The sequence below is a fragment of the Candidatus Thiodiazotropha endoloripes genome, from assembly GCF_001708965.1.
Lineage (GTDB): Bacteria > Pseudomonadota > Gammaproteobacteria > Chromatiales > Chromatiaceae > Thiodiazotropha > Thiodiazotropha endoloripes.
This window is the reverse complement of the sequence record NZ_LVJW01000003.1, coordinates 2,059,993-2,083,613: the sequence shown is the minus strand read 5'-3', so window position 1 is coordinate 2,083,613 and position 23,621 is coordinate 2,059,993. Positions and strand designations below refer to the sequence as shown.

Below are 23,621 nucleotides of genomic sequence, written 5' to 3'. Positions count from 1 at the left end.
TTTACATTATCTAGGAGTTAAAATGACAAAAAAGATAGAGCTGTATGATGAGAATAACCGTTATTATTACGGGAAGATAAGAGATAATGGAAACATCGAATTATATGATGAGCAAAACAAGTATTACTACGGAAAGCTTAAAGATAATGGGAAAATCGAATATTATGATGAGAACAATAATTACTACTACGGTAAATTAAAGGCTGATGGCAAAATCGAAATCTACGATAAAGATAACAAATATTACTACGGGAAAATCAAGTAGCAGAGTTTTAAATAAAAGACGCGCTGTGCCAAAGTAGCAAACACTGAATGTCCGCTTTTGGCCGCTGGTTGTCTATATCATGCAAACGTTCTTACTTTAGATGATTTAACTTTGTACTTTGGAAGATATGAATATCGAATATGAAATTATATTAAAAGAGAACCTTACCGATGATATTCGGAACGCCTTTGCGGACATGTTAAAACAACAAGGTAAAGTTCAAGGTGATCCACAAAGAAAGGCTGATAGATGCAAATTAATTTGTATTGCTAGAATAGGTGGAGAACCAGTTTCAATTGGTGCAATAAAGGTTAAGACAAACTCAGACTTCTCTGACAAAAAATCTGGACTTTCTGACTTAAGTAATGATTTCGAATGGGAACTAGGCTACCTGTACACCGACCCAAAGTATACAGGAAAGGGATTAGCAAAAAATATCGCTCGCATGTTAGTAGACGAGTTTGGGGGCAGTAATCTCATGGCTTCGACCGAAATCGCGGCAAATCCAGCGATGGTCAGTATACTCAAGCAATTAGGTTTTTGTCTGTATGGTAAGCCTTGGAAAAGTGCTATTCACGATGATTATCTTGGTTTGTTTCTCAGATTTAAATAAACACTGAATTATGGATCAGAGTAAAAACAATTTAATTGTCCGCTTTTGGCCGAAAGCGGACATTAAAAAATGTCATGCATTATCATATTGGAAATAATATGTGGCATAAGAAATGATGCTATATTCACATGTGCCTCTGAGTGAGTTGGCATTCACCGGGCGAAGAAAAGAGAATTAATCAGATATCCTTTTGATCTTACAAACTAGATCAGTAGTTGCACTGTCAGCATAATGAGAAACAACCTTCTGTAAGGTTTTACGTATCTTTGAATCTGCGCTTTTCTTACCGGAGAGATCAAGTGCTCTCGTGCAATCACTCCATAGCTGTTTTTGTAACACTCGTTTAATCAACAGGCTGTTCTCAGAATCATCTAACAGCCCATCGACAAGGGCATTTAAGGCGAGTGTCTGAATGGTGGCCTGGGTATAGTCATATCCCCGATTGCCAAAAGCGTATGCAATCGCATCCAACCACTCCTGTTCCGTCAGATCCGACATGGGGGGTGTTTCAATCCCCTTGAGCAGGAGTACGAGCAACTCGGATGAGACTTGACTCAGTGGCTCTGCAAGTAGTGCTGGCAGTTGTTTGGCATAGCTGGCTCTGGCTTGTTTCAGCATCGATTCGCCTCTACTACTCAGGGCCTGGATATGCATTACTGATTGCTGACTGCTGCTTGCTCCCGGGTGGACACCCAGCCTTACGGCTTTCATGCCGTTGGCCTGCCAGAATCGGATCAGTCTCGTCTCAGCACCAAAACTGACACCAAGATAGTCATACGCCTGATCAGAGGCGTAATTTTGTATCGCATTAAGCAGTTGTTGACCAAGGCCTCTGTTTTGTAGGGCAGGATGCGCGGCAATTCTCATGATCCGCAATCCCTTCAGAGTCGACGCCGTTCTCAAACCCAGATGAGCGGAGAGTGATTGGGCCAGTAAGTGTCCTCGGGGCCGCCGTCGGCCGAGCCAGATCTGTTCTGCGAGTTCCGCTGAAAATTCTCCTTCGGAGGCGAGCAGGGCGACGGCGATGATCTGTTGTCGATGTTTCACAATCACCGGTTGCAGATTCGGTCCGTCCAGCAGATGCCAGAGATCCCTCGGTGTGGTCCGGTAGTGGGCCAGGACCAGCAGGCCGAAGAACTGTTGCAGCTGCTGTTCATCTTCCATCAGCTGCGTTTGGCTGGGAAAGGTTATGGAGAGCTGGTCGTTATCCAGGGTCAAGTCGTGATCAATCTGCGCCGGTTCTGCATCCAGGGCCAGCATTCTGAAGACCAGCTGTTCCAGGGGATCATTGAGTGCCCAACGGATCGGTGTCTTGAGCTGGATCTCCCGCCACTGGGGGCGTTGCTGATCGAGGTGTTTTTTGAATCGGTGGTTGAATCCCAGGCCGGTGCCTTCATAGCCATGCACTGTGGTGGCGAAGGTGATACGGGGGTAGTGGGCCAGCAGTTTTTTGAGTAGGGGCGTGGGGATGGCGGCTGCTTCATCCACCAGCAGAAGATCTCCCCGGGGCTGCTCCAGGATCAATCGATCCGGGGCGACATACTCAATCATGCCTTGCTGGTGGAGGAGGGTATCCGCTCCCTGTTGTTCCATCTTTAGTTCGCGGGCAGCCAGGGCGAACAGGGTCTCCACCGCAGCCTGTCGTGTGGCGGTTACCAGGATGCGCTTGTAGCCGTTCTGGAGAAGCCGGGCGGCGGCGATCCCCAGGGCTGAGGATTTACCGCGTCCCCGGTCGGAGCTGAGTACCAGCGGCCGTTTGCCATGGCCTTTGACCACATGGATGATCGCTTCTACGGCGGCAGATTGATCGTTGGTACAGCAGCTGGGATCCGTTGTGGTTGAATCTGTTTGGTCTGGCAGTGTGTCGGTCTGTGTGGGCTTGATAGCAGCGGCTGTGATTCTGGCAACGGTCGGTTCGGTTTCCAGGATGGATGCAAGCCTTGTGAAGAGGCGGCTGGGTTTGGGCAGGTTGTAGTTGGCCACGGTGATCCGCTCGGCTTCCGGATCACTCTGCTCGGCCCACTGATCCAGGGCAGGGGTCAGCAGGAGCAGGAGTCCGCCGCCCGCCAATGTGCCGCTGACTGCGCCGAAGGCGTCCGGGTCGAATCCTGAAAAGGCGTTGTAGATCAGCAGGCCAGATTCCCTGCCCAGATGCTGCAGTGTCTGTTGATTGCCGGCATGGGTGATGCCTTCCGGTGGATGTTCTCCAATCCACAGTGTGTTGGGTTCGTTTATCCCTTCAACGATCTGTTTGGCCTGCTCAATACACCAGGCCGCTTCACCTGCGATATGCAGAAGGTAGCGATGCCGTCTCTGTTGAGCCAGTTGACGGGTCTCTGAGACCAGTTGAGTGATTGTGCTAATGGTGTTGATAGTATTTCAGGGTTTTTTGATGTTGGCACTAGCGCATCAGTTGAAACGCTGCTTTTGGCTGAATAAAGCATGCCATGAAATGTTGTTAACTGTAATACACGGTAGTCAGTAGTGTATCAGCTGTTGGCAGTTTATCATTACATGATCTTTACATTTTTCATTTTGGTAAAGATTATATATAATCTTTACATATCTATGGATAGTAAAGAGGTGGGTCATGCCAAAAGTAAGTGCAAAACGTCAAATTACACTACCAGTCGAACAATGCAGAGTTGCTGGTATCGGTCCGGGTGATGAGTATCAGTGTTTTGTTGATGGAGAAGGGCATATTACGATTATTAAAAAAGCTCCCGGTGCGGCTAGAGGTATATTAAAAGGGCTCAAGAGTAACCCCAAGCTGAGTGATGAAGAGTCATTACAGAGTAGCTTGAACAAATGATTGCCATTGATACCAATGTGCTACTGCGATATCTGCTTGATAATGACAAACAGCAGTCGAAAAGGGCTGCCAAATTGATCGATGAAAGTGAAACTGTATTGATTACAGATATCGTGCTGGTTGAGACGCTATGGACCCTGAAAGGGAAAAAGTACAAATTAGGCAAAGATGGGTTAATAAAAGTTTTAAACAGTTTATTTGAAGAGCCCAATCTCTGCTTTGAAGATGATCAAACGGTCTGGAGAGCTCTATCTGACTTTCGAAAGGCAAAACCTACGCGGAGAAAAGCACTGGATTTTCCTGATGCCTTAATAATCAACAAGGCAAAATATCATGCCGAATCGACAAATCAGTCTATGGATGGTGTCTATAGTTTCGATATGGCTGCACAACAACTTCCCGGCGCTAAAAAGCTGTAAGTTTATTGTTGGAATCAGGCCTTAGATAATTGAAACAGATCAACGGCAATTGAATCAGCTGAGCGTATCCGGGTTCAGGGGCTCGTGCAGGGATTGGATTCCGGCCCAAGGTCTGGCACCTGGCCCGCGAGTGTGGCTTGCGTGGTTCGATGATCTCAAGCGAGAGCCAACCGATCACCTGCCGGGGCATGCATCGTTTGAGATCTCAGTCAGTCAGCGGGTGAGCTACTCCCCTCTCCCCTTGTGGGAGAGGGGCTGGGGGAGAGGGGGAGAATGAACGGCATCATTTGACCAATACTCGATAAGATAAAAGATGAAGGATTAAATTGGCTTTATCTTTCACGCACTTGATGCGCTTCGCGCACACCCTCTCCCCAACCCCTCTCCCATCAAGGGAGAGGGGCTTTCAGATTTGCTCAGGGTAGGCTGAAAGTTAGTGGGACAGGAGTGATCATGATTCAGAAACAATCCCTAGGTCGTCCAGGGGAACTTTGTAAGGGCTGCTGGGTGATGACAAACTGTGTGACAAATCGTCATTGCAGAGCGGCTTAAAGAGATGAAACAGATCAATGGCATTTGAATCAGCTGAGCGTATCCGGGTTCAGGGGCTGGTGCAGGGGGTTGGTTTTCGACCCAAAGTCTGGCACCTGGCCCGTGAGTGTGGCTTGCGTGGCTCGGTGTGGAACGATGCCCAGGGGGTGGAGATCCATCTCTGTGGTGAGGCGGCTCAGATCGATCGATTCTGCCAGTTGCTGTTGGATGATCCGCCACCTCTGGCGCGGATCGATGATCTCAAGCGCCAACCAACCGATGATCTACCGGAGCAGGCGTCGTTTGAGATCACCGTCAGTCAGCAGGGTGAGATTCAGACCGGCGTGGTGCCTGATGCCGCTACCTGTCAGGCCTGTGTCGAGGATTTCCAGGATCCACAGAACCGGCGTTATCGCTACCCCTTTACCAACTGCACCCACTGTGGCCCCAGACTGACCATCGTCGAGCGTATCCCCTACGACCGGGCCAACACCAGCATGCGCCACTTTCCTCTCTGTGAGGCCTGTCGCCATGAGTATGAAGATCCGGCCGACCGACGCTTTCATGCCCAGCCCAATGCCTGTCCCGAGTGTGGGCCAAAGGTCTGGTTGTGTGATGCCCAGGGTGACGTGATCGAACCGACTGAGGCCGGTGAGGATGCGATTCAGGAGGCGAGCCGGCGCCTCGCCCAAGGGACGATTCTGGCGATCAAAGGCATCGGCGGCTTTCATCTGGCCTGTGACGGCACCAATGAACAGGCGGTGACGACCCTGCGGGAGCGCAAACGGCGTCATCACAAGCCCTTCGCGCTGATGGCCAGGGATTGTGAGGTGATTATTCGTTACTGCAAGCTCAACGAAAAGGAAGCCGGATTGCTGGCAGAGAGCAGTGCGCCAATCCTGCTGCTCGAACAGCGGGAGGATAATGGTTTGCCGGAGAATCTGGCGCCAGGCCAGGCCTCTCTGGGTTTCATGCTGCCCTACAGCCCCTTGCACCATCTGTTACTGGCCGACTGGGATCGCCCCCTGGTGATGACCAGCGGCAACATGATCGAGGAGCCCCAGTGCATCGATAACCGGGAGGCCACCGAACAGCTGCAGCCTCTGGCCGACCTGTTCCTGCTGCACGACCGGGAGATCATCAACCGGGTGGATGACTCGGTGGTGCGGTTGGTCGATGGAGAGGCCAGACTGTTGCGAAGGGCGCGGGGTTATGCGCCAGCCCCCATACCGCTGCCCGAGGGTTTCGGGCAGGCGCCGGAGCTGCTGGCCCTGGGGGGTGAGCTGAAGAACACCTTCTGCCTGCTGCGTCAGGGAAAGGGGATTCTCTCCCAGCATATCGGGGATCTTGAGAACCTGATCTCCTACCAGGACTACCTGAAAAACCTGGAGCTCTATGCCGGCCTCTACGATCACCATCCCAGCCACCTGGTGGCGGACCGTCATCCCAACTATCGCTCGACCCAGCACGCCAGGACCTTGGCAGAGGAGCAGGGGCTGGAGCTGCTGCTGGTGCAGCACCATCATGCGCATATCGCCAGTGTGCTGGCTGAAAATGAGTGGCCACTGGATGGGGGTGAGGTACTCGGGATCGCCCTGGACGGCTCCGGCTACGGTGACGACGGCACCATCTGGGGTGGCGAATTTCTACAGGCGGACTACCTGGGGTTCAAGCGTCTGGGGCATCTGAATCCTGTACCGCTCCCCGGTGGTGTACAGGCGATCAAACAGCCCTGGCGCAATACCTTCAGTCAACTCAATCACTATCTGGGATGGCAGATGGTTGCCGATCAATGGGGTGATCTGGAAGCGGTGAAATGGTTGCAGCAACAACCCATCGAGGTGCTTCTCCGCATGGTCAGTGGTAGCGTCAACTCGCCCATGAGCAGCTCCTGCGGCCGCTTGTTCGATGGGGTGGCGGGGCTGTTGAACCTCTGCCGGGAGGAGATCAGCTACGAAGGGCAGGCCGCCATCGAGCTGGAGACCCTGGCCCGGCTTGGTCGTGAACCGGAGGATGAGGGCTACAGATTGAACCCGGTCGCGGCCGATGGCGTCCAATGTCTGCAGGCTGAGGGACTCTGGCTGGGTCTGCTGCAGGATCTGCGCAAGGGTGTTGCCATGGAGCGGATCGCCTGGCGTTTCCATGCCGGTTTGGCGATCAGCATCAGCGAACTGGCGGCGCAGCTGGCGCGGCAGGCGGAACTCGACACCATCGCCTTGTCCGGTGGTGTTTTTCAGAACAAGACCCTGTTCGAACTGGTTTCCGCCAACCTCAGCGGGCAGGGGTTCAGACTGCTCAGCCACCGCCAGGTGCCCTCCAACGATGGGGGATTGGCTCTGGGTCAGGCCGCCATCGGTGCGGCTGTCGCTTTGTCCTGAACAGGCTACATTTAAAGTTAGAGGAGGCGGTATTTGGGCGTCACAGATGAACGACCATTTTCCTACAAAATATTGGCACAAACTCACTGAAGACCGGGTGCAGTGCGATCTTTGCCCCCGCTATTGCAAGATCAAGGAGGGTAAGCAGGGCTTCTGTTATGTGCGTGAGAACTACCAGGGTGCGGTGGTATTGAATACCTATGGCCGCTCCAGTGGTTTCTGTGTCGATCCCATCGAGAAAAAACCCCTCAACCACTTTCTGCCCGGTACGCCGATCTTCTCGTTTGGTACCGCGGGCTGCAATCTGGCCTGTAAATTCTGCCAGAACTGGGACATCAGCAAATCGAGACAGCAGCATACCCTGGCTGACGCCGCTTCACCGGAAACCATCGCCCAGGCCGCACACAATAGTGGCTGCCGCAGCGTGGCCTATACCTACAATGATCCGGTGATCTTTCACGAGTATGCGATCGATGTGGCCCAAGCCTGTGCCGAGATCGATATCAAATCGGTGGCGGTTACCGCAGGTTATGTCTGCGAGGAGCCCCGGGAGGAGTTCTACCGCACCATGGACGCGGCGAATGTGGACCTGAAATCGTTCGATGAAACCTTCTATCACAAACTGACCGGTGCCCACCTGCAGCCGGTGCTGGACACACTGCTCTATCTGAAGGCGGAGACCTCCGTCTGGTTCGAACTCACCACGCTGCTGATCCCCGGTGAGAACGACTCCGATCAGGAGTTGCATGCGATGAGTCAGTGGGTGGTGGAAAACCTCGGGCCGGAGGTGCCGATGCACTTTACCGCTTTCCATCCCGACTGGAAGATGCGTGACCATCCGCCCACACCCCATACCACCCTGAGCCGGGCAAGAAGGATCGCCATGGAGAACGGGGTCAGGTATGCCTATGTGGGGAATGTGCATGATCCGCAGGAGTCGAGCACCTGGTGCCATCAATGCGGCAGCCGGTTGATTCAGCGGGATTGGTATGAATTGGGCAGCTGGGCGCTTACCCCGGATGGGTGTTGCCAACAATGCGGCACGAAACTGCCGGGACTGTTTGAAGCTGAACCTGGTGTTTGGGGGAGTCGTCGTCAACTGGTCAATCTTCAAAGAGGTGCGCTATGACAGTCAGGCAACCGGCAGTCGCCGATCTTTTCTATCCTGGCGACCCGGCCGGGCTGAGTGAAATGGTAAAGGGTTATCTGGATGCCGTGGCGCCCGAAGGTGACGCACCCAAAGCACTGATCGCGCCCCATGCCGGTTATATCTATTCCGGCCCTGTGGCGGCCCGGGTCTACGCCCGTCTGAAACCTGTTGCCGACAGAATCAAGCGGGTGGTGTTGCTTGGTCCCTCTCACCGGGTGCCTTTTCATGGATTGGCCGTCAGCAGTGCGGACTCCTTTCGAACCCCCTTAGGGGATATTCCACTCGATAAAGAGCTGATTGCCGGGCTGGAGAACCTGCCTCAGGTGGTTCATCTCGATCAGGCCCATGCCAACGAACACTCGTTAGAGGTTCAACTGCCGTTTCTGCAACAGCTTCTGACCGACTTCACCCTGGTGCCGATGGTGGTTGGGGATGCCATGGGCGAGGCCGTTTCCGAGGTGCTCAGCAAACTCTGGGGTGGGCCGGAGACTTTAATCGTGATCAGTTCAGATCTCAGCCACTTTCACGACTATGAGACCGCACAGCGACTCGATCAGCAGACCAGTGAATCGATCGTCAGTCTCGATCCCGACTCAATCCGCTACGAGGATGCCTGTGGCAGAATACCGGTTCAAGGTCTGCTGCTGCTTGCCAAAAAACTTGGACTGCAGGGTGAAATCGTCGATCTTCGCAACTCCGGGGATACCGCCGGGGATAAGAGCCGGGTTGTGGGTTATGGCGCCTACGCCTTTACCGAGCCATCATTGAGCCTTTGAAAAAAGTTTGAACCTCAACCCATGAAGAGACGTTTTCAGCGGGACCCCTGTGTGGCTCACCTTGCCTCCTGGATCGTGCAGTCAGGTCGTGAGCTTAAACCGGACCGGCAGGAGGCTGAGTCATTTCTGCAGGCACTCGATGCGGAACATCAGCAGTTCTCCTTCCGCACCTTTTCCGATTCAGCCTATACCCGCAACGGCTCAAAGGATCCTTTGGAAACTGCGCTTCACGGCTCGCTTTCCGACTGTTGGGAGAGACTTGTGCAGCTCAACGGCGCAGGTGCCGTGATAACCGCTACCATCAATCAGACCAATGGGATTGGGCGCGGTGTCGAGGATATCTGTCGTGTCCGGGCGATCTTTATCGATGACGATCAGGGGATCGATGTCGAGCGGTTTCCTGTACAACCCCATATACGGGTAGAGACTTCAACGGATCACTACCACTACTACTGGCGGGTTGAAGCGTTGCCGTTGAGTGAGTTTCAGAGCTGTCAGCAGCAACTGGCCAGACGCTATCAGGGTGATAGCCGGGTGCAGGCGCTCAACCAGTCGATGCAACTGCCGGGTTTCTGGCGCAGGAAACGATTAAATTCTCCCAGGCTGCCTAAGATCCGGGCAATATCAGAAGCTCCGTCACTGGATCGGCGGCTGGTCGAAAAGCTGCTTGGTGGATAGTTCGGAGCTGTTTTATTGATGCCGCAAGGGCACATTAGATACCGCAAATTTTCCCCAAATGAGTAGGTGGGTAGGATAGCCCCCCTCTCCCCTTGTGGGTGTATACAGTGGGAGAGGGGCCGGGGGAGAGGGGGGAAATCAACGGCATCATTTCACCAAGAATCGATAGGATAAAAGATGAAGGGTAAAAGCAGTTTTATCTTTTGCTTAGATGAAACGCTTCGCGTACACCCTCTCCCCAACCCCTCTCCCGTAAAGGGAGAGGGGCTTTAAGATATGCGCAGGTTAGACTGAAAGTTATGGGACAGCAATGAGATCACACTGAATACCTTCTATGGATTCACGATTCCAAATACAAAAAAACCCTAGCTAGGGATACCTCGTATACAACTGTTATTCAGTTTCTGAGTTAATTGACTTTTTGTCATCCGGGAGTGGTTGGGGACTGGGTGAATTGATTCAATTAACAGGTCTTGGTGGCGATTCAGAAGAACAGGGAGAAGTTATGAACAAAGTGAATAGTCAAGTGAAGCTGTTTTTAGTGCTGTTTCTGCTCAGCTTGAGTGTCCAGGGAGGCAGTCTGCCGAAGCTGAATATCACATGGAACTGCGGAGCCTGCACGCACAACGCGAAGGTCATTCCATTGATCCGGCAGGCCTACCGGGCTGAAGCCCAAAGCAGTGGTCGTTCCATATCTTCATCCGAGACGGCTGAGGTTGAGATCATCGATTTCAGACAGCGAAATCCCGGTACCCGGGTGATGCTTGGAATCATGGCGGGAAAAGATCGCCTGGGTCTGCGAATCACCTACAAGGATCTGGAGTACTACACCAGTGATACGTCTGCCAATGCGATTCAGGGAATGAATCATCTCTGTGCCGCGGTGGGAGCCGAAACCTATCAGCAGCTTGCTTGGGCAACAAAATAGTTTTTGTTTAATCTGCGAATGAACGCTCATCACCACAAAGCATTGGGAATTTGTATTTGAAACCATGGCTTTCCGCTAACTCAAAATTAGCCAAGGAGATGCATCAAAGCCCCTCTCCCTTGATGGGAGAGGGGTTGGGGAGAGGGTGAGCATCTTGCATTTGGTGTTACTTAGGCATCAATCGTACAGTATGGAAACATCAATCCTTGTAATGCGGATTTTTATACATATGAGGGTGCTGATGGATACTCCCCCTCTCCCCCGGCCCCTCTCCCGCAAGGGGAGAGGGGAGCTACTCTCTCCGTCTGTTTGGTGTGCTGATGATTGGGTGCTTTATTTAACTTTCATCTTCTTCTTGGGTATCGCTTTTCATGTCACAAATTACGATAGGCTGGAGAAACCAACTGAAATTAACCCACTAGTATCAATCTAGGTTAATGGGAGAGCAGTGATTTGAAACAAAACATATACGCACTATTTGCGGTGATTTACGTCCATTTTGTGTCCAGTCTTACGGGCTTATAACTTGAGTGTCTCTATCCGGCCGCTGCGCAGTCGTCTGGCTTCTTCAGGGTTATCGGTCTCTGAACTGGTGATGAACAGGGTATCATTCTCTGCGCCACCCACCATGCAGGCGTAGGGATCGCCGACCGGCATGACTTCACGTACGATCTCGCCGCCTTCTTTAACCAGCAGCAGACGCGATCGGTTTGGTGCGGCAACCCAGAGATTCTGTTGGCTGTCCAGCGCAATTCCGTCAGGGTAGGCGCCGTTCAGATCGGCCCAGAGTCGTCGCTGGGTCAAGCTCCCATCAGTGGAAACCGTAAAGGCGGTGATGCGGGAGGCGAAGGTCTCGGCCACCAGCAGCGTCTTGCCATCCTGACTCAGAGCGCACCCATTGGGAAAGATCAGCTGCTCCGCAGCCAGTTGCGGCTTGGCATCACGATTTACCAGGATCAATTCAGCGGGTGCCTGGGCCTCACCACCATGCAGGTCGTAACCAAAGTTGCCGGCATAGCAACGCCCGAGGGGATCGACCAGCAGGTCGTTGCAGTGAAAGGAGGCAAGCTCATACAAGTCGGCATAGAGAGCGAGTTTGTGATCCGACAGGGCAAGAATCCGGCGCTTGGTCATGGAGACCACAAGCAGACGGCCGTCCGGCAGCCAGCCCAGACCACCTGGCAGGTCATCCAGCTCGGCGACGACATGCGACTCTCCCTGCAGATTGACCCTGACCACCTGTTGGGCGTGCTGATCGGTGAACCAGAGTTGGTTGTCCTGCCAACGGGGTGCTTCAGGGAACATCAATTGTTCGAGCAGTACCTCAGTTTCCGCTCTGCCAGGAGCGAGCTGCATGTGCTTCATGATCTGATCGGCAATCGTATCGGCTGGTTGGTCTATCGGTAGGGTGAGGGCGTTTGATGGAGGCTCCAGGTCATCGAATTGGCTCTGCAGCAGCTCCACTCTCATGAAGTGATCTGGCCGCTGTTTGAGTCGCGCCAGGATCAGTTCATAGGAGCCTTCAAGATAGACAAACTGTACCGCCTCCGGGGATCGCATCAACTGGTCCCGATAGACCTGTTTCAGTGCAGAGCAGGAGAGTACGGCGGAGCGATCCATCTGCAGCTGTCTGTCGATGAGATTCGCCAGGCTGGCCAGCCAGGGTTGGCGGTCCTGATCATTGAGTGGCTCCGCCTCTGCCATTTTGGCCCGGTTTTCAGCCGGGTGATAGTGGTCTCCTTCGATAAACCGCCAGCCTGTCTTCTCAGCAAGCAGCCGACCGACTGTGGATTTACCTGAGCCGGAAACCCCCATCACGATGATAATCACTCCAGATTCCTCCTTGCATACACCCCTGACAGATGCCCCTCATCATAGCCGAGTGGGGCTCGCGCCACATCCGCATAAATAATGCCCCTATAGGCGCGATCATTTTGATTTCAACGCTGAGCCTGTTTAGGGTGTCATTCAACAGTAGGCACTTCATCATCAGGAGGTAGTTTCATGGAGTACGGCCCACGGGAGATCACCACCCCTTTTCGCCCCATACCGCTGGAGGTTCCGGAGGGTATGAAGCCCAATGAGTTTTTCAACAGTACTGAAAACCTCAACGACCTGGTGCATAACAATGGACTGTTGATGAATCCGGAGAATCTGCTGCTCTATCGCAAGGCGCTGGGGCACAGTACCGAGTTCGATACCTCGATCATCTACAACACCTCCCAGGTGATTCTGAATCCTCTTGGTCGACCGGTGCGGCGCACACAGGTGCCTGAGGATGTGCGGCATGTCTGGAACCGGATGAACCAGATCATCATCGAATATATGCTGGAGGCCTATCCCGATCCTGCGGACCATCTGTTGCTCGCCGGTGAAGCCAGTCTCGATGCGACCTGGCCGCTGACCTCGCCGGGTGTGCCGAGTATCCGTATGCTGCACAACCATTTCATCAGCTTCCCCATGGATCAGTTGAGGCAGGCGGAACTGGCCGATCCGAAAAACCCCAATCTCTCCGACGGTGGACAGCACAGTCTGTTTCAGGCCTATATGCGGGATGTCTACCGGGAGTTTTTCGACAGTGCGCTGGAGCTCAAGGTGTTGAAACCGATCAGCTCGGAAGAGTCGGGCATCAAACTGACCGGTTATCCACAAGGGCTACCCTGTTGGGAGATTCGCGGTGGTGGTGCCGCACTGAAGAACATTCGTTTCTGGCATGAGTATGACGCCATCCTGGAAGGCTTTATCGATTTCTATCGAACCTTCTTCAGTCAGGTTTCGACCCGTAACGCACCGATGCCAAGGGATGTCTACTATCCGGAGCAGATCGAGAGCATGCTGCTTTTCAACAACGATTTCCTGGCAACGGCGAAGCGGGTCAGGGACCGTTGTATCGTCGATGCCAAGTATGCCAACTCGGTTCGCTGGCAGCCTGCCTTTAAACAGTTGATCTACAGAAACGAAGCGGGAAAACTGATCGTCACCATCAGTCAGAACTCGATTGGCAATGCGATCACCGAGCTGTTGGGTGTGGTGGTCAAGCGGGTACCCGATGCCGAGGCCTATGAAAAAGCGGAGCCGGCGCTGCTGGAGAGACTGCTGGAAGTACGACGCCGACTCATCGAGGCCGATCTGGGGTCCGGAATCGCAACCGATTACTGGGCTGCCGAGTGATTTTTTGACATCGAGAATGGAGCCGCGAACAGGCTCACCTGGCCGGTATCAAAATTCTGACAACACTGAACAACAGGGCTGCCGCAACCACCACCGATGGTCCAGCGGGGGTGTCCCATTGCCAGGAGCCCGCCAGTCCCAGGATCACGGCGATGGCGCCCATCACGGCCGCCAGCAGCGCCATCTGCTCCGGTGTGCGGCTGAGACTTCTTGCCGCCGCCGCCGGGATGATCATCATCGAGGTGACCAGCAGCACACCAACGATTTTCATCGATACCGCAATCACCAGGGCGATGAGCAGCATGAAGGCCAGTCGTACCGCAACCACGGGTGTGCCTTCCACATGTGCCAGTTCTTCATGAACCGTAGTTGACAGCAAGGGTTTCCAGATCAGCATCAGTATGGAGAGAACCACCAATCCACCACCCCAGACCCACAGCAGATCGGTGGTGTTGACCGCCAGAATGTCGCCAAACAGATAGGCCATCAGATCGACCCTTACCGAGGTTTGAAAGGCCATCACCACCAAGCCCAGAGAGAGGGCGCTGTGGGCCAGAATACCGAGCTGGGTATCGTGTGAAAGATGACGGTTTTTGTTCATGCCGACCAGTATCAAAGCCAGCAGGATACTCAACAGGATCACCGAAAGATTGAGGTTGATTCCCAGCAGGATACCAAGCGCGACACCGAGCAGGGCGGAGTGGGCCAGAGTGTCGCCGAAATAGGCCATTCTTCTCCACACCACGAACACGCCTAACGGGCCGGTCACCAGTGCAACCCCCAGGCCGGCGACCACGGCACGTAGTAGAAAATCATCCATGATCATGCTCCTGGTGATGGGACTCCACATTGCCATGAATGTCATGAGTGTGGTCATGATGATGGGTATAGATCGCCAGCTCGGCCTGGACGGCTGTACCGAATAGTTCCAGATAGGCGGGGTGCTGACTGACGCTGTCCGGATGTCCGGAACAGCAGACATGGTTGTTGAGACAAAGCACCTGGTCGGTATTCGCCATCACCAGGTGAAGATCATGGGAGATCATCAAAACGCCACAGTTGAAACGATCGCGGATACGGGTGATCAGGTTGTAGAGAGCGGCCTGTCCGGTGACATCCACACCCTGAACCGGTTCGTCCAGCACCAGCAGATCCGGTTGCCGCAACAGGGCGCGGGCCAGCAATACCCGTTGATGTTCACCCCCGGAGAGTCGCTGCATGGGGTAATCGGCGAGTTGCTCAATATCCAACTCCTGCAGAACATCCTGCATGCTGAGTTTGCTTTTATTGCCGGCCATTGCGAGAAAGCGCATTACGGTCAGCGGCATATTCTCCGACAGGGTCAGATGTTGCGGCATGTAGCCGATGCAGAGTCCAGGCAGTCGGGCGACTTCGCCGCTGTCTGCTTTGAGCAGGCCCAGCATCACCCGCACCAAGGTGGTCTTGCCAGCGCCATTGGGTCCGATCAGTGTGACAATCTCCCCACGTCGCACAGCCATGTTCACATTCTGCAGTACCGCTCTTCCCCGATGAGAGATGCTAACGGTTTTCGCTTCAATCAGCGTCTCATGCTGGCTACTCATCGGCTGTGCCCTGGTTACACTGGTCGCAGATGCCGCTGATCTCCAGCGTCCATTGCGCTACGGTGAAACCGAGCTGGTCGGCATCTTTCGCGATGACGGAACCGATCCGGGCATCATCCAGTTCCGCCACCTGTCCACAGGTCTCGCAAATCAGAAACTGTGCGGTGTGATCATGACCGGTATGGCTGCAGCCCACATAGGCGTTACGTGAGCTGATGCGGTGTACCAGGCCGTTCTCCATGAGGAAATCCAAAGCCCGATAGACGGTCGGTGGGGCTGCTCTGCGGCCCTTTTGGGTCAACTGTTCCAGCAGTTCGTAGGCGCCAACCGGTTGATGGTTGGCCCAGATCAACTCCAGAACCTGATGACGCAGTTTGGTCAGACGCAATCCCTGTTGTAGACAGTAGGCTTCAGCATTTTTCAGTGCGTTTGAGACACAGCTATTGTGGTCGTGGTCAGCGCTTGGAAAGGCTGGGTTGTTCGGTTTCATAAGGCACCGCCGAGACAGGTAGCAAGGTTGTCAGCCAAGCCATTCAGCAGCTGAAAATAGGCCTCTGGCCCGGGGGTGAGTGCCATCCCCAGAGGATCCAGTATGCCGGCATTCGCCTCAGTACCGGATGTCAGGGTATCCACCAGTTTGGGTTGGAACTGAGGTTCGCTGAAGACACAGATGGCTTCCAGCCGGCGGATTTTCTGCTGCAGTTTATGGATGTGTTTTGCGCCACTCTGGCGTTCCGGACTGATGCTGACGGAACCTACGGCATTCAGACCAAAATGATCCTCGAGATAATGGTAGGCATCATGGAAAACGATAAATGGACGATCTTTAACGGCCGATATCGTGGCATGGAACGCCATCTCATCTCGATCGATTCGCTGCAGCAGTTTTTGCTGGTTGGTTCGGTACTCTGCTGTATGGTCGGTATCGAGTCTGATCAACACCTGGGCGAGGTATTGAACGATTGTGCGGGCATTTTCCGGTGACAACCAGATGTGGTTGTCCCACTCCATCTCATCATCTGAATGAGCCTCTTCATGGTGTTCTGAATGGTCATGTCGCGACCAGTCCAGATCATGGCGTACCGGCAGTAAGTGCAGGTTGGGGATTGTAAGCAGGCTTATGATGCTCTCTGAGCCGGAGTGATTGTCTATCACCCTGTTGAGTGGGGACTCCAAAGATTCGCCGACCCAGACCAAAAGATCGGCCTGGCTGATTGCCCGGACATCCGATGGTTTGAGTGTCATGGTGTGTGGTGACTGATTGCCTTTCAGCAGCAGATAGGGTTCTCCGATACCGCTCATCAGGCCGGAGACCAGTGAGTGTATCGGTAGAATGCTGACCACAACTTTGGGCGCGGCCGAACCGGAACCGCAGAACAGTAGGGTTGTGATGAAGAGCAGTAGAGCGATTGGTTTGGAACTTCTGTGAGTCATGGTACCTGATGATTCAATAAATATTTTTATATTGTTATGTTATATTGTAACATAATGCAGCGCCGTGATCGAAAATCCTAATGGTCGGGATCTTTTGACTTTCCAGTGAGCTTTTAAGTAGCCGATTCTATGCGTACAGCCTTGCTGACAATCCTGATCCTCAATCTCCTGATCTCTCAAGGGATATGGCTTGATCACCTTTACCACGGTCACGACCACGACCACGACCACGACCACGACCAGGAGGAGATTTGCGAAATCTGCTACTCGGCCCATGGCCATGGTCTCAGCACATCACCAAGCTTTCCCGTGACGCTGCCGGATTGGCATTCGATTTCCGTCGTTCGCCTTTTATCCACAACTTGCTCAAACCACTGGGTAAACTCCCAGCTGATCAGAGCCCCTCCATACACTGGTTGATTGGTTACGATTCCAACTGTTTTCAGTCCTGATCGACCGGGGGTATACGCCCTGGGTCAAGCGGATTGGAGTGTGATGATTCCAGTTTTTTGTTGAGGGTTTTATGAGTACACGTCTATTACAGAGTGCTGCCGTGGTGGCAGCGATTTTATCGACCGCAGCCGAGGCCGCTGGCGACAGTAGCTTCAATCCGGAGATCAGTCTTATTCTGGATGGTCGATATGGTTCATTCGACAACGACTCCGACTATGAACTGCCCGGTTTCATGTTGGGCGGTGAGGCCGGTCGTGGCGAAGAGGGGTTTCATCTGGGGCATAGCGAGCTGGTCCTCAGTGCCAACGTGGATAATCTTTTCTACGGCAAGATGACAGCCGCTATTGCCGAACATGACGGTGAGACCGAGGTCGAGCTGGAAGAGGCCTATATCGAGACCTTGGGCTTGGGGCATGGTATTACTGCGAAAGCGGGTCGCTTTTTTTCGGGTCTGGGCTACCTGAACCAGCAACATCCCCACGCTTGGGATTTCACCGATGCGCCGTTGATCTATCGGGGTCTCTTCGGTGACCAGTTACTCGACGATGGTGTGCATCTGAGTTGGGTTGCGCCGACCCCGATGTTTGTCAAAGTAGGTGCCGAGATCACCCGGGGTGAACGCTTTCCTGCCGCCGGTGCCAGTAACGATGGTGTCGGCGCTTCTACCTTCTTCGCCAAGGTCGGGGGTGACCTGGGCGAGAGCCAGGCCTGGCAGTTGGGCATCTCCCATTGGCGGGCGGAAGTCGAGGGCCGAACCTCGGGTGGCCATCACCACCATGAGGACGAAGAGGGCGGTCATGAAACCCCCACCTACAGTGGAGACAGTGATGTTACCGGTATCGACTTCGTCTGGAAATGGGCCCCTCACGGCAATGCCACAGAGCGGAACCTGAAGATCCAGGGCGAGTATTTCATCCGCAATGAGGATGGCGATGTGGTGATGGACGACGAGTCGGATGCACCGGAATCAACCACTTACGACGGCGAGCAGAAGGGTGGCTATCTGCAGGCGGTCTATCAGTTCATGCCCCGCTGGCGGGTCGGCCTGCGCTACGACTGGCTCGATTCGGACAACAAAGGCTCCGATGAAGAGGTACTGGCCGAAGCGGGCCTGGACAACGAGGGCCACACACCTCAGCGCTTTACCCTGATGGGCGACTACTCTCACAGTGAGTACAGTCGGGTCCGGTTGCAGTTCGCCCGGGATGAGTCCTATGAAGATAAGGACAACATCATCACCCTGCAATACATTGTGAGTCTCGGTTCCCATGGTGCCCATCAGTTTTAGGAGCATACTATGTTGAGCAGATTATCGCTGTTGCTGTCGGTGATCGGCATGATGCTCGCCCAATCGGCCAACGCCGGTCTGAATGTGTTTGCCTGTGAGCCCGAATGGGCCTCACTGGCGGAGGCTCTGGGTGGGGATCAGGTCAGAGTCACATCGGCCACGACCGCCCGGCAGGATCCCCACCACATTGAAGCGCGCCCCAGCCTGATCGCCAAGCTGCGCCGTGCGGACCTGCTGATCTGCAGTGGGGCGGAACTGGAGGTCGGCTGGTTACCCATGCTGCAACGGAAAGCGGGTAACCGACAGGTATTGACCGGACAGAGGGGCTATTTCGAGGCGGCCATGTTGGTGGATCGCCTGGATGTGCCTGAAGTCCTGGATCGTTCCATGGGGGATCTGCACGCTTCGGGAAATCCCCATGTGCATCTCGATCCCCACAGGCTGTTGACCATCGCCATGGCGTTGAGTGAGCGGTTGATCGAGCTGGATCCTGAAAATGGTGCCTTGTATGAACAGCGGCGGAATGATTTTAACCAGCGCTGGCAGAACTCGATCGAGGCTTGGGAGCAGTCCGCTGCGCCACTGAAAGGTCTCAGAGTGGTGGTCCATCATATGGATTGGAGCTATCTTTTCGATTGGCTGCAGATGGTCAATGCGGGTGCACTGGAGCCGAAACCGGGACTGCCGGCCAGTGCCAGCAACCTGACCAGTTTGAAGCAGGAGATGGAGCAGAATCCTGCCGCCGCCATCCTTTATACCCACTATCAGAGTCCGAAAGCGGCCAAACGCTTCTCTCAACTGAGTGGCATCGAGGTGGTGGAGCTGCCCTATACGGTAGGTGGTGCAGCGGAAGTGACCGATCTGTTTTCCCTCTACGACGTCACTCTCAAACGCCTGCTGAAGCTGGTGCAATGAACTGGCAGTTGTTGGATCCGGAACTGCTGCTGCCTGCCTTCCTGGCCGGTCTGCTGGTGGCATCGACCCATGTGCCCTTAGGTCGGCAGGTATTGCAGCGGGGAATCATCTTTCTCGATCTGGCTGTCGCCCAGACCGCCGCCATGGGTCTGATTGCCGCTTACAGTTTCGGCTGGGAGCCGGGTGGCTGGCAGGTTCAGCTGATTGCGGTCATGGCTGCGGTCAGCGCCTCACTGCTGCTGCATATTACAGAGCAGCGCTGGGGGGAGATCCAGGAGGCCCTGATCGGAACCCTGTTTGTGCTCACTTCGAGCGGCAGTATTCTGCTGCTGGCGGCCAACCCGCACGGTGGTGAACATCTGAAAGAGATGCTGGTGGGTCAGATCCTCTGGGTCGACTACCAACAACTGCTTCCTGTGGCATTGCTCTATGCGGTGGTGCTTTTGCTCTGGTACGGATTGCAACAGCGCTCTTCGTCGCTGCTCTTCTACCTGCTGTTTGCCATCGCCATCACCGCTTCCGTACAGCTGATCGGTGTCTATCTGGTCTTTGCAACCTTGATCATGCCGGCGCTTGCGCTCAGACGGGCAGGCCGTTGGGGGGATGGTATAGGCTATCTGATTGCCGCATTCGGTTATGGCTTGGGCTTGATCGCGGCGGCACTGCTCGATATGCCGGCCGGGGCGATGATCGTCTACACGCTGGCAGTCACGACATTGGTGGCGGGTTGGCTGGTCAGAAAAAGGGAACACTCCTTTGACTCCTAATCAACATTCGATGTAGATCGTATGGTTGCATTTCTGCTCACAGAATCATCAGTTCCTTTTGACTTGGAAGTGGCGCTGTATTAGACTTCCACCGATATTGAGTTGGTTGATTAACTTGTTGATTTTATAGCAACATTAACCAACAGTAAGAAGGAAAACTCTTACCGAGCGGGCCGGCCCTGATGCGCCGGCTTTTTTTGTTTCAAGTGGCCTCTCGTATGGGCCACCACTGATGAGGATGCACACGAATGCCTGTAATCTCTCTTCCCGACGGTTCCCAACGTAATTTTGACGATCCGGTGACGGTCCATGATGTGGCGGCCGATATCGGTCCGGGCCTGGCCAAAGCGGCGATGGCCGGTCGGGTCAACGGTGAACTGGTCGATACCTCCTTTCTGATCGAGACGGACTGCGAACTCGCCATCGTCACCAGTCGTGACGAGGAGGCCCTGCCACTGTTACGCCACGATGCCGCCCATGTCATGGCGCAAGCGGTACAGGAGCTCTATCCCGGTACCCAGGTGACCATCGGTCCTGCCATTGAAGACGGTTTCTACTACGACTTTGCCCGGGATGAGGCGTTTACTCCGGAAGATCTGAAAAAGATCGAACAGCGGATGCAGGAGATCGTCAAACGCAATCTGCCGATTACCCGGGAGGTCTGGGATCGGGAAGAGGCGATCAAGACCTTCGAATCGATCGGTGAGACCTACAAGGTCGAAATCATCAAGGAGTTCATCCCCGAGGGTGAAGAGGTATCCGTCTATCGCCAGGGTGAGTGGTTCGATGTCTGTCGAGGTCCCCACCTGCCGAGCACAAACATGCTGGGTAAAGGCTTCAAATTGATGAAAGTGGCCGGCGCCTACTGGCGCGGCGACTCCAACAACGAGATGCTGCAGCGTATCTACGGCACGGCCTGGCGGGACAAGAAGGAGCTGAAGGCCTATCTGCACCGACTGGAGGAGGCTGAAAAACGGGATCACCGTAAAATCGGCAAGACCCAGGATCTGTTCCATACCCAGGAGGAGTCTCCCGGTATGGCCTTCTGGCACGACAAAGGTTGGCGTATCTACCTTACGGTTCAGCAATATATCCGGGACAAGCTGAAAGACCATGGTTACCAGGAGGTCCACACGCCGCAGGTGATCGACCGCAGCCTGTGGGAGAAATCGGGACATTGGGAAAAATTCCGTGACGACATTTTTGTCACCGAGACCGATGACCGGGTCTATGCGATCAAACCGATGAACTGCCCGGCACATATTCAGATCTACAACCATGGGCTGAAGAGCTACCGGGATCTGCCGCTGCGCCTGGCGGAATTTGGTTCCTGCCATCGAAACGAGCCCTCCGGCACCCTGCACGGTCTGATGCGGGTGAGAAATTTCGTGCAGGACGATGCCCATATTTTCTGTACCGAAGATCAGATTCTCTCCGAAGTGCAGGCGTTTAATACCTTGCTGCTCGAGGTCTACAAGGATTTCGGCTTCGACGAGGTGCTGGTGAAGCTCTCCACCCGACCGGAAAAACGGGTTGGTTCAGACGAAGTCTGGGATAAAGCGGAAAAAGCCCTGGAAGATGCCCTCAATCAGCAGGGGCTCGATTGGGAGTTGCAGCCGGGGGAGGGCGCCTTCTACGGACCGAAGATCGAATTCTCCCTGCGGGACTGCCTCGGCCGGGTCTGGCAGCTGGGTACCATACAGCTCGATTTCTCCATGCCTGAGCGTCTTGGGGCGAGCTATATTGCTGAAGATAATAGTAAAAAGGTGCCTGTAATGCTGCATCGGGCGATCCTTGGATCGCTGGAACGCTTCATCGGAATCCTCATCGAACACTATGCCGGTGCTCTGCCGATCTGGCTGGCTCCGGTGCAGGCTGTGCTGCTGAATATCACCGATCGACAGTCCGAATATCTGAATAAATGCCTCAAATCACTGCGGGATAACGGTTTTCGGGTCGAATCGGACTTGAGAAATGAGAAGATTGGCTTTAAAATCCGCGAGCATACGTTGATGCGCGTGCCTTATCTGCTGGTTATTGGTGACCGGGAGATGGAGGAAGGGACCGTTGCTGTGCGTACTCGCACGGGTGAGGATCTTGGATCCATGCCGCTGAGCGAGTTCGTGGAACGGGCCAACGCAGAAGTGTCTCGACGAGTAAATTGAGTGTAAAAGCACTGGTTTTCCGGTGCTTTTTCTACTTTTAGGGTTTGGACTTTTTGGAGGAACCGACTATCGCTGCTGTGAAAAAGCACCGTCTTAATGATGACATTACGGCTGTAAAAGTAAGACTCATTGGCGCTGATGGTGAACAAGTAGGTGTTGTATCAATTGACGACGCTCTAAGGGCTGCTCGGGATGCAGCGCTTGATTTGGTAGAGATCGTGCCGAACGGGGAGCCCCCGGTTTGTCGCGTGATGGATTACGGCAAGTTTCTATTCGAATTGAAGAAGACGAAACAGGCCGCCAAGAAAAAGCAGAAGCAGGTTCATATCAAAGAGATCAAATTCCGGCCAGGGACTGGCGAAGGGGATTATCAGGTAAAACTGCGCAACCTGATACGTTTCCTTGAAGATGGGGATAAGACCAAGGTAACCATGCGGTTCCGCGGTCGTGAGCACGCTCACCGTGAATTGGGTTTGGAGCTTCTTGAACGGGTGGAAAAAGATCTGGCTGATTACGGTCAGATGGAACAGAAACCCGCAATGGAAGGCCGCCAGATGGTGATGGTGCTCGGTCCCAAGAAAAAGTAACTTTTTTTACGCCTTAAGGCGTACAAATCGCGGAGTTAAAACGATGCCCAAGATTAAGACTAATCGTGGTGCGGCCAAACGGTTCAAACGCACCTCGTCCGGTTCATTCAAACGTAACTGCTCTCATCGCCGTCATATTCTGACCAAGAAGAGCACCAAGCGGAAACGCCAGTTGCGTGCACCCAACACCATCGCAAAGTCCGATGTGGCAATCGCCCGTCGTATGATGCCTTACGCCTAACCTAACGAACCGGATCTGAACTATGTCCCGAGTAAAACGTGGTGTACAAGCACACGCCCGTCATAAAAAGGTGCTTGATGAAGCTAAGGGTTATTACGGTGCCCGTAGAAAAGTTTATCGTGTCGCAAAGCAGGCGGTCATTAAGGCCGGTCAATACGCTTATCGCGATCGCCGTCAGAAAAAGCGCCAGTTCCGTGCGCTGTGGATTGCCCGTATCAATGCCGGTGCGCGTGACAACGGTCTCTCTTACAGCCGCATGATCAACGGTCTGCATCTGGCTAACATCGAAGTCGATCGTAAGATGCTGGCTGACCTGGCTGTGAACGACAAGGCGGCATTTAGCGTGCTGGCAGAACAGGCCAAGGCCGCGCTTTCCAGCTAAATAACTGCTGATTTCCGGTTCAACCGGCGGCAGAGTAAGCAAAGAAGGGGAAGGCCTGAGGCTTTCCCCTTTTTTTGTCATGGAT

24 protein-coding genes are annotated in these 23,621 nt (G+C 53.9%); 18 read left to right on the top strand and 6 right to left on the bottom strand.

Annotated features, from left to right (window positions below):
• Positions 1–22 precede the first annotated feature (22 nt).
• On the top strand, positions 23–265 hold the full coding sequence (locus A3193_RS09355) for a hypothetical protein (protein WP_069014589.1): 243 nt from the start codon (positions 23–25) through the stop codon (positions 263–265).
• Positions 266–392: 127 nt separating this feature from the next.
• Positions 393–878 carry a GNAT family N-acetyltransferase gene (locus A3193_RS09350; protein WP_069014588.1) on the top strand — a complete coding sequence of 162 codons (486 nt, stop codon included), beginning with the start codon at positions 393–395 and terminating at the stop codon, positions 876–878.
• A 174-nt stretch (positions 879–1,052) separates the two neighbouring features.
• Here the strand turns inward: A3193_RS09350 and A3193_RS09345 are convergent, their stop codons facing one another.
• The gene (locus A3193_RS09345) at positions 1,053–3,167 is read right to left on the bottom strand and encodes a tRNA(Met) cytidine acetyltransferase TmcA (protein WP_479686395.1); all 2,115 of its coding nucleotides are present in this window, start codon (positions 3,165–3,167) and stop codon (positions 1,053–1,055) included.
• 301 nt (positions 3,168–3,468) lie between these two features.
• Between A3193_RS09345 and A3193_RS09340 the strand changes: the two genes are divergently transcribed.
• The 7 genes from A3193_RS09340 to A3193_RS09310 all read left to right on the top strand — a co-directional run bounded on the left by A3193_RS09340 (position 3,469) and on the right by A3193_RS09310 (position 10,550).
• Positions 3,469–3,690: an AbrB/MazE/SpoVT family DNA-binding domain-containing protein gene (locus A3193_RS09340; protein ID WP_069006695.1), complete on the top strand. Its 222-nt coding sequence runs from the start codon at positions 3,469–3,471 to the stop codon at positions 3,688–3,690.
• Positions 3,687–4,109 carry a PIN domain-containing protein gene (locus A3193_RS09335; protein ID WP_069014586.1) on the top strand — a complete coding sequence of 141 codons (423 nt, stop codon included), beginning with the start codon at positions 3,687–3,689 and terminating at the stop codon, positions 4,107–4,109. Before A3193_RS09340 ends, A3193_RS09335 begins: the two co-directional genes overlap by 4 nt.
• Before the next feature lie 569 nt (positions 4,110–4,678).
• A complete protein-coding gene (hypF, locus tag A3193_RS09330; protein ID WP_069014585.1) occupies positions 4,679–7,018 on the top strand; it encodes a carbamoyltransferase HypF in 2,340 nt (779 codons plus the stop codon).
• A gap of 46 nt (positions 7,019–7,064) precedes the next feature.
• The gene (gene amrS, locus A3193_RS09325) at positions 7,065–8,147 is read left to right on the top strand and encodes an AmmeMemoRadiSam system radical SAM enzyme (RefSeq protein WP_069014584.1); all 1,083 of its coding nucleotides are present in this window, start codon (positions 7,065–7,067) and stop codon (positions 8,145–8,147) included.
• Positions 8,144–8,944: an AmmeMemoRadiSam system protein B gene (amrB, locus tag A3193_RS09320; RefSeq protein WP_069006700.1), complete on the top strand. Its 801-nt coding sequence runs from the start codon at positions 8,144–8,146 to the stop codon at positions 8,942–8,944. Before amrS ends, amrB begins: the two co-directional genes overlap by 4 nt.
• 21 nt (positions 8,945–8,965) lie before the next feature.
• Positions 8,966–9,622 (top strand): DNA-primase RepB domain-containing protein, encoded by a 657-nt coding sequence (locus A3193_RS09315; protein ID WP_069014583.1) that lies wholly within the window; start codon positions 8,966–8,968, stop codon positions 9,620–9,622.
• Between the two features lie 505 nt (positions 9,623–10,127).
• Positions 10,128–10,550, top strand: a complete 423-nt coding sequence (locus A3193_RS09310) for a hypothetical protein (RefSeq protein ID WP_069006702.1) — start codon at positions 10,128–10,130, stop codon at positions 10,548–10,550.
• A 519-nt stretch (positions 10,551–11,069) separates the two neighbouring features.
• Here the strand turns inward: A3193_RS09310 and A3193_RS09305 are convergent.
• Entirely contained in the window at positions 11,070–12,380 is a 1,311-nt protein-coding gene (locus tag A3193_RS09305) for a gluconokinase, GntK/IdnK-type (RefSeq protein ID WP_083218640.1), read from the bottom strand.
• A 174-nt stretch (positions 12,381–12,554) separates the two neighbouring features.
• Here A3193_RS09305 and A3193_RS09300 point away from each other — a divergent pair, with 174 nt between their 5' ends.
• The gene (locus A3193_RS09300) at positions 12,555–13,721 is read left to right on the top strand and encodes a hypothetical protein (protein ID WP_069006061.1); all 1,167 of its coding nucleotides are present in this window, start codon (positions 12,555–12,557) and stop codon (positions 13,719–13,721) included.
• 34 nt (positions 13,722–13,755) lie between these two features.
• Here A3193_RS09300 and znuB read toward each other — a convergent pair whose 3' ends face one another.
• From znuB to A3193_RS09280, 4 genes are read right to left on the bottom strand one after another with little or no spacing between them, the layout of a single operon-like run.
• Entirely contained in the window at positions 13,756–14,541 is a 786-nt protein-coding gene (gene znuB / locus A3193_RS09295) for a zinc ABC transporter permease subunit ZnuB (RefSeq protein WP_069014582.1), read from the bottom strand.
• The gene (znuC, locus tag A3193_RS09290) at positions 14,534–15,304 is read right to left on the bottom strand and encodes a zinc ABC transporter ATP-binding protein ZnuC (RefSeq protein WP_069006059.1); all 771 of its coding nucleotides are present in this window, start codon (positions 15,302–15,304) and stop codon (positions 14,534–14,536) included. The genes znuB and znuC overlap by 8 nt, the downstream gene beginning before the upstream one ends.
• Positions 15,297–15,794 carry a Fur family transcriptional regulator gene (locus A3193_RS09285; RefSeq protein WP_069014581.1) on the bottom strand — a complete coding sequence of 166 codons (498 nt, stop codon included), beginning with the start codon at positions 15,792–15,794 and terminating at the stop codon, positions 15,297–15,299. The genes znuC and A3193_RS09285 overlap by 8 nt, the downstream gene beginning before the upstream one ends.
• Entirely contained in the window at positions 15,791–16,738 is a 948-nt protein-coding gene (locus A3193_RS09280; RefSeq protein ID WP_069014580.1) for a zinc ABC transporter substrate-binding protein, read from the bottom strand. Before A3193_RS09280 ends, A3193_RS09285 begins: the two co-directional genes overlap by 4 nt.
• 129 nt (positions 16,739–16,867) lie before the next feature.
• Between A3193_RS09280 and A3193_RS21085 the strand changes: the two genes are divergently transcribed.
• The 8 genes from A3193_RS21085 (at position 16,868) to rplT (ending at position 23,536) form a co-directional block, all read left to right on the top strand.
• On the top strand, positions 16,868–17,158 hold the full coding sequence (locus tag A3193_RS21085) for a DUF2946 family protein (protein WP_141694775.1): 291 nt from the start codon (positions 16,868–16,870) through the stop codon (positions 17,156–17,158).
• A 103-nt stretch (positions 17,159–17,261) separates the two neighbouring features.
• Positions 17,262–18,479, top strand: a complete 1,218-nt coding sequence (locus A3193_RS09270) for a hypothetical protein (RefSeq protein WP_069006055.1) — start codon at positions 17,262–17,264, stop codon at positions 18,477–18,479.
• A gap of 9 nt (positions 18,480–18,488) precedes the next feature.
• A complete protein-coding gene (locus A3193_RS09265) occupies positions 18,489–19,394 on the top strand; it encodes a metal ABC transporter substrate-binding protein (protein WP_069014578.1) in 906 nt (301 codons plus the stop codon).
• Positions 19,391–20,161: a metal ABC transporter permease gene (locus tag A3193_RS09260; RefSeq protein WP_069014577.1), complete on the top strand. Its 771-nt coding sequence runs from the start codon at positions 19,391–19,393 to the stop codon at positions 20,159–20,161. The genes A3193_RS09265 and A3193_RS09260 overlap by 4 nt, the downstream gene beginning before the upstream one ends.
• A gap of 248 nt (positions 20,162–20,409) precedes the next feature.
• Positions 20,410–22,326, top strand: coding sequence for a threonine--tRNA ligase (thrS, locus tag A3193_RS09255; RefSeq protein ID WP_069014576.1), 1,917 nt, complete (start codon positions 20,410–20,412; stop codon positions 22,324–22,326).
• A 77-nt stretch (positions 22,327–22,403) separates the two neighbouring features.
• Entirely contained in the window at positions 22,404–22,913 is a 510-nt protein-coding gene (infC, locus tag A3193_RS09250) for a translation initiation factor IF-3 (RefSeq protein ID WP_479686392.1), read from the top strand.
• A 43-nt stretch (positions 22,914–22,956) separates the two neighbouring features.
• Positions 22,957–23,154 carry a 50S ribosomal protein L35 gene (gene rpmI, locus A3193_RS09245; protein WP_068993829.1) on the top strand — a complete coding sequence of 66 codons (198 nt, stop codon included), beginning with the start codon at positions 22,957–22,959 and terminating at the stop codon, positions 23,152–23,154.
• Positions 23,155–23,176: 22 nt separating this feature from the next.
• Positions 23,177–23,536, top strand: a complete 360-nt coding sequence (gene rplT, locus A3193_RS09240; protein WP_068993825.1) for a 50S ribosomal protein L20 — start codon at positions 23,177–23,179, stop codon at positions 23,534–23,536.
• Positions 23,537–23,621 lie beyond the last annotated feature (85 nt).

Excerpts from the sequence above, each read along its gene's own strand:
- thrS (WP_069014576.1), top strand. The coding sequence starts at position 20,410 with ATGCCTGTAATCTCTCTTCCCGACGGTTCCCAACGTAATTTTGACGAT.
- amrS (WP_069014584.1), top strand. The coding sequence starts at position 7,065 with ATGAACGACCATTTTCCTACAAAATATTGGCACAAACTCACTGAAGAC.
- znuC (WP_069006059.1), bottom strand. The coding sequence starts at position 15,304 with ATGAGTAGCCAGCATGAGACGCTGATTGAAGCGAAAACCGTTAGCATC.
- A3193_RS09265 (WP_069014578.1), top strand. The coding sequence starts at position 18,489 with ATGTTGAGCAGATTATCGCTGTTGCTGTCGGTGATCGGCATGATGCTC.
- rpmI (WP_068993829.1), top strand. The coding sequence starts at position 22,957 with ATGCCCAAGATTAAGACTAATCGTGGTGCGGCCAAACGGTTCAAACGC.
- A3193_RS09315 (WP_069014583.1), top strand. The coding sequence starts at position 8,966 with ATGAAGAGACGTTTTCAGCGGGACCCCTGTGTGGCTCACCTTGCCTCC.
- A3193_RS09285 (WP_069014581.1), bottom strand. The coding sequence starts at position 15,794 with ATGAAACCGAACAACCCAGCCTTTCCAAGCGCTGACCACGACCACAAT.
- A3193_RS09340 (WP_069006695.1), top strand. The coding sequence starts at position 3,469 with ATGCCAAAAGTAAGTGCAAAACGTCAAATTACACTACCAGTCGAACAA.
- A3193_RS09355 (WP_069014589.1), top strand. The coding sequence starts at position 23 with ATGACAAAAAAGATAGAGCTGTATGATGAGAATAACCGTTATTATTAC.
- amrB (WP_069006700.1), top strand. The coding sequence starts at position 8,144 with ATGACAGTCAGGCAACCGGCAGTCGCCGATCTTTTCTATCCTGGCGAC.
- A3193_RS21085 (WP_141694775.1), top strand. The coding sequence starts at position 16,868 with ATGCGTACAGCCTTGCTGACAATCCTGATCCTCAATCTCCTGATCTCT.
- A3193_RS09300 (WP_069006061.1), top strand. The coding sequence starts at position 12,555 with ATGGAGTACGGCCCACGGGAGATCACCACCCCTTTTCGCCCCATACCG.
- A3193_RS09335 (WP_069014586.1), top strand. The coding sequence starts at position 3,687 with ATGATTGCCATTGATACCAATGTGCTACTGCGATATCTGCTTGATAAT.
- A3193_RS09280 (WP_069014580.1), bottom strand. The coding sequence starts at position 16,738 with ATGACTCACAGAAGTTCCAAACCAATCGCTCTACTGCTCTTCATCACA.
- A3193_RS09260 (WP_069014577.1), top strand. The coding sequence starts at position 19,391 with ATGAACTGGCAGTTGTTGGATCCGGAACTGCTGCTGCCTGCCTTCCTG.
- hypF (WP_069014585.1), top strand. The coding sequence starts at position 4,679 with ATGGCATTTGAATCAGCTGAGCGTATCCGGGTTCAGGGGCTGGTGCAG.
- rplT (WP_068993825.1), top strand. The coding sequence starts at position 23,177 with ATGTCCCGAGTAAAACGTGGTGTACAAGCACACGCCCGTCATAAAAAG.
- A3193_RS09350 (WP_069014588.1), top strand. The coding sequence starts at position 393 with ATGAATATCGAATATGAAATTATATTAAAAGAGAACCTTACCGATGAT.
- A3193_RS09310 (WP_069006702.1), top strand. The coding sequence starts at position 10,128 with ATGAACAAAGTGAATAGTCAAGTGAAGCTGTTTTTAGTGCTGTTTCTG.
- A3193_RS09270 (WP_069006055.1), top strand. The coding sequence starts at position 17,262 with ATGAGTACACGTCTATTACAGAGTGCTGCCGTGGTGGCAGCGATTTTA.
- znuB (WP_069014582.1), bottom strand. The coding sequence starts at position 14,541 with ATGGATGATTTTCTACTACGTGCCGTGGTCGCCGGCCTGGGGGTTGCA.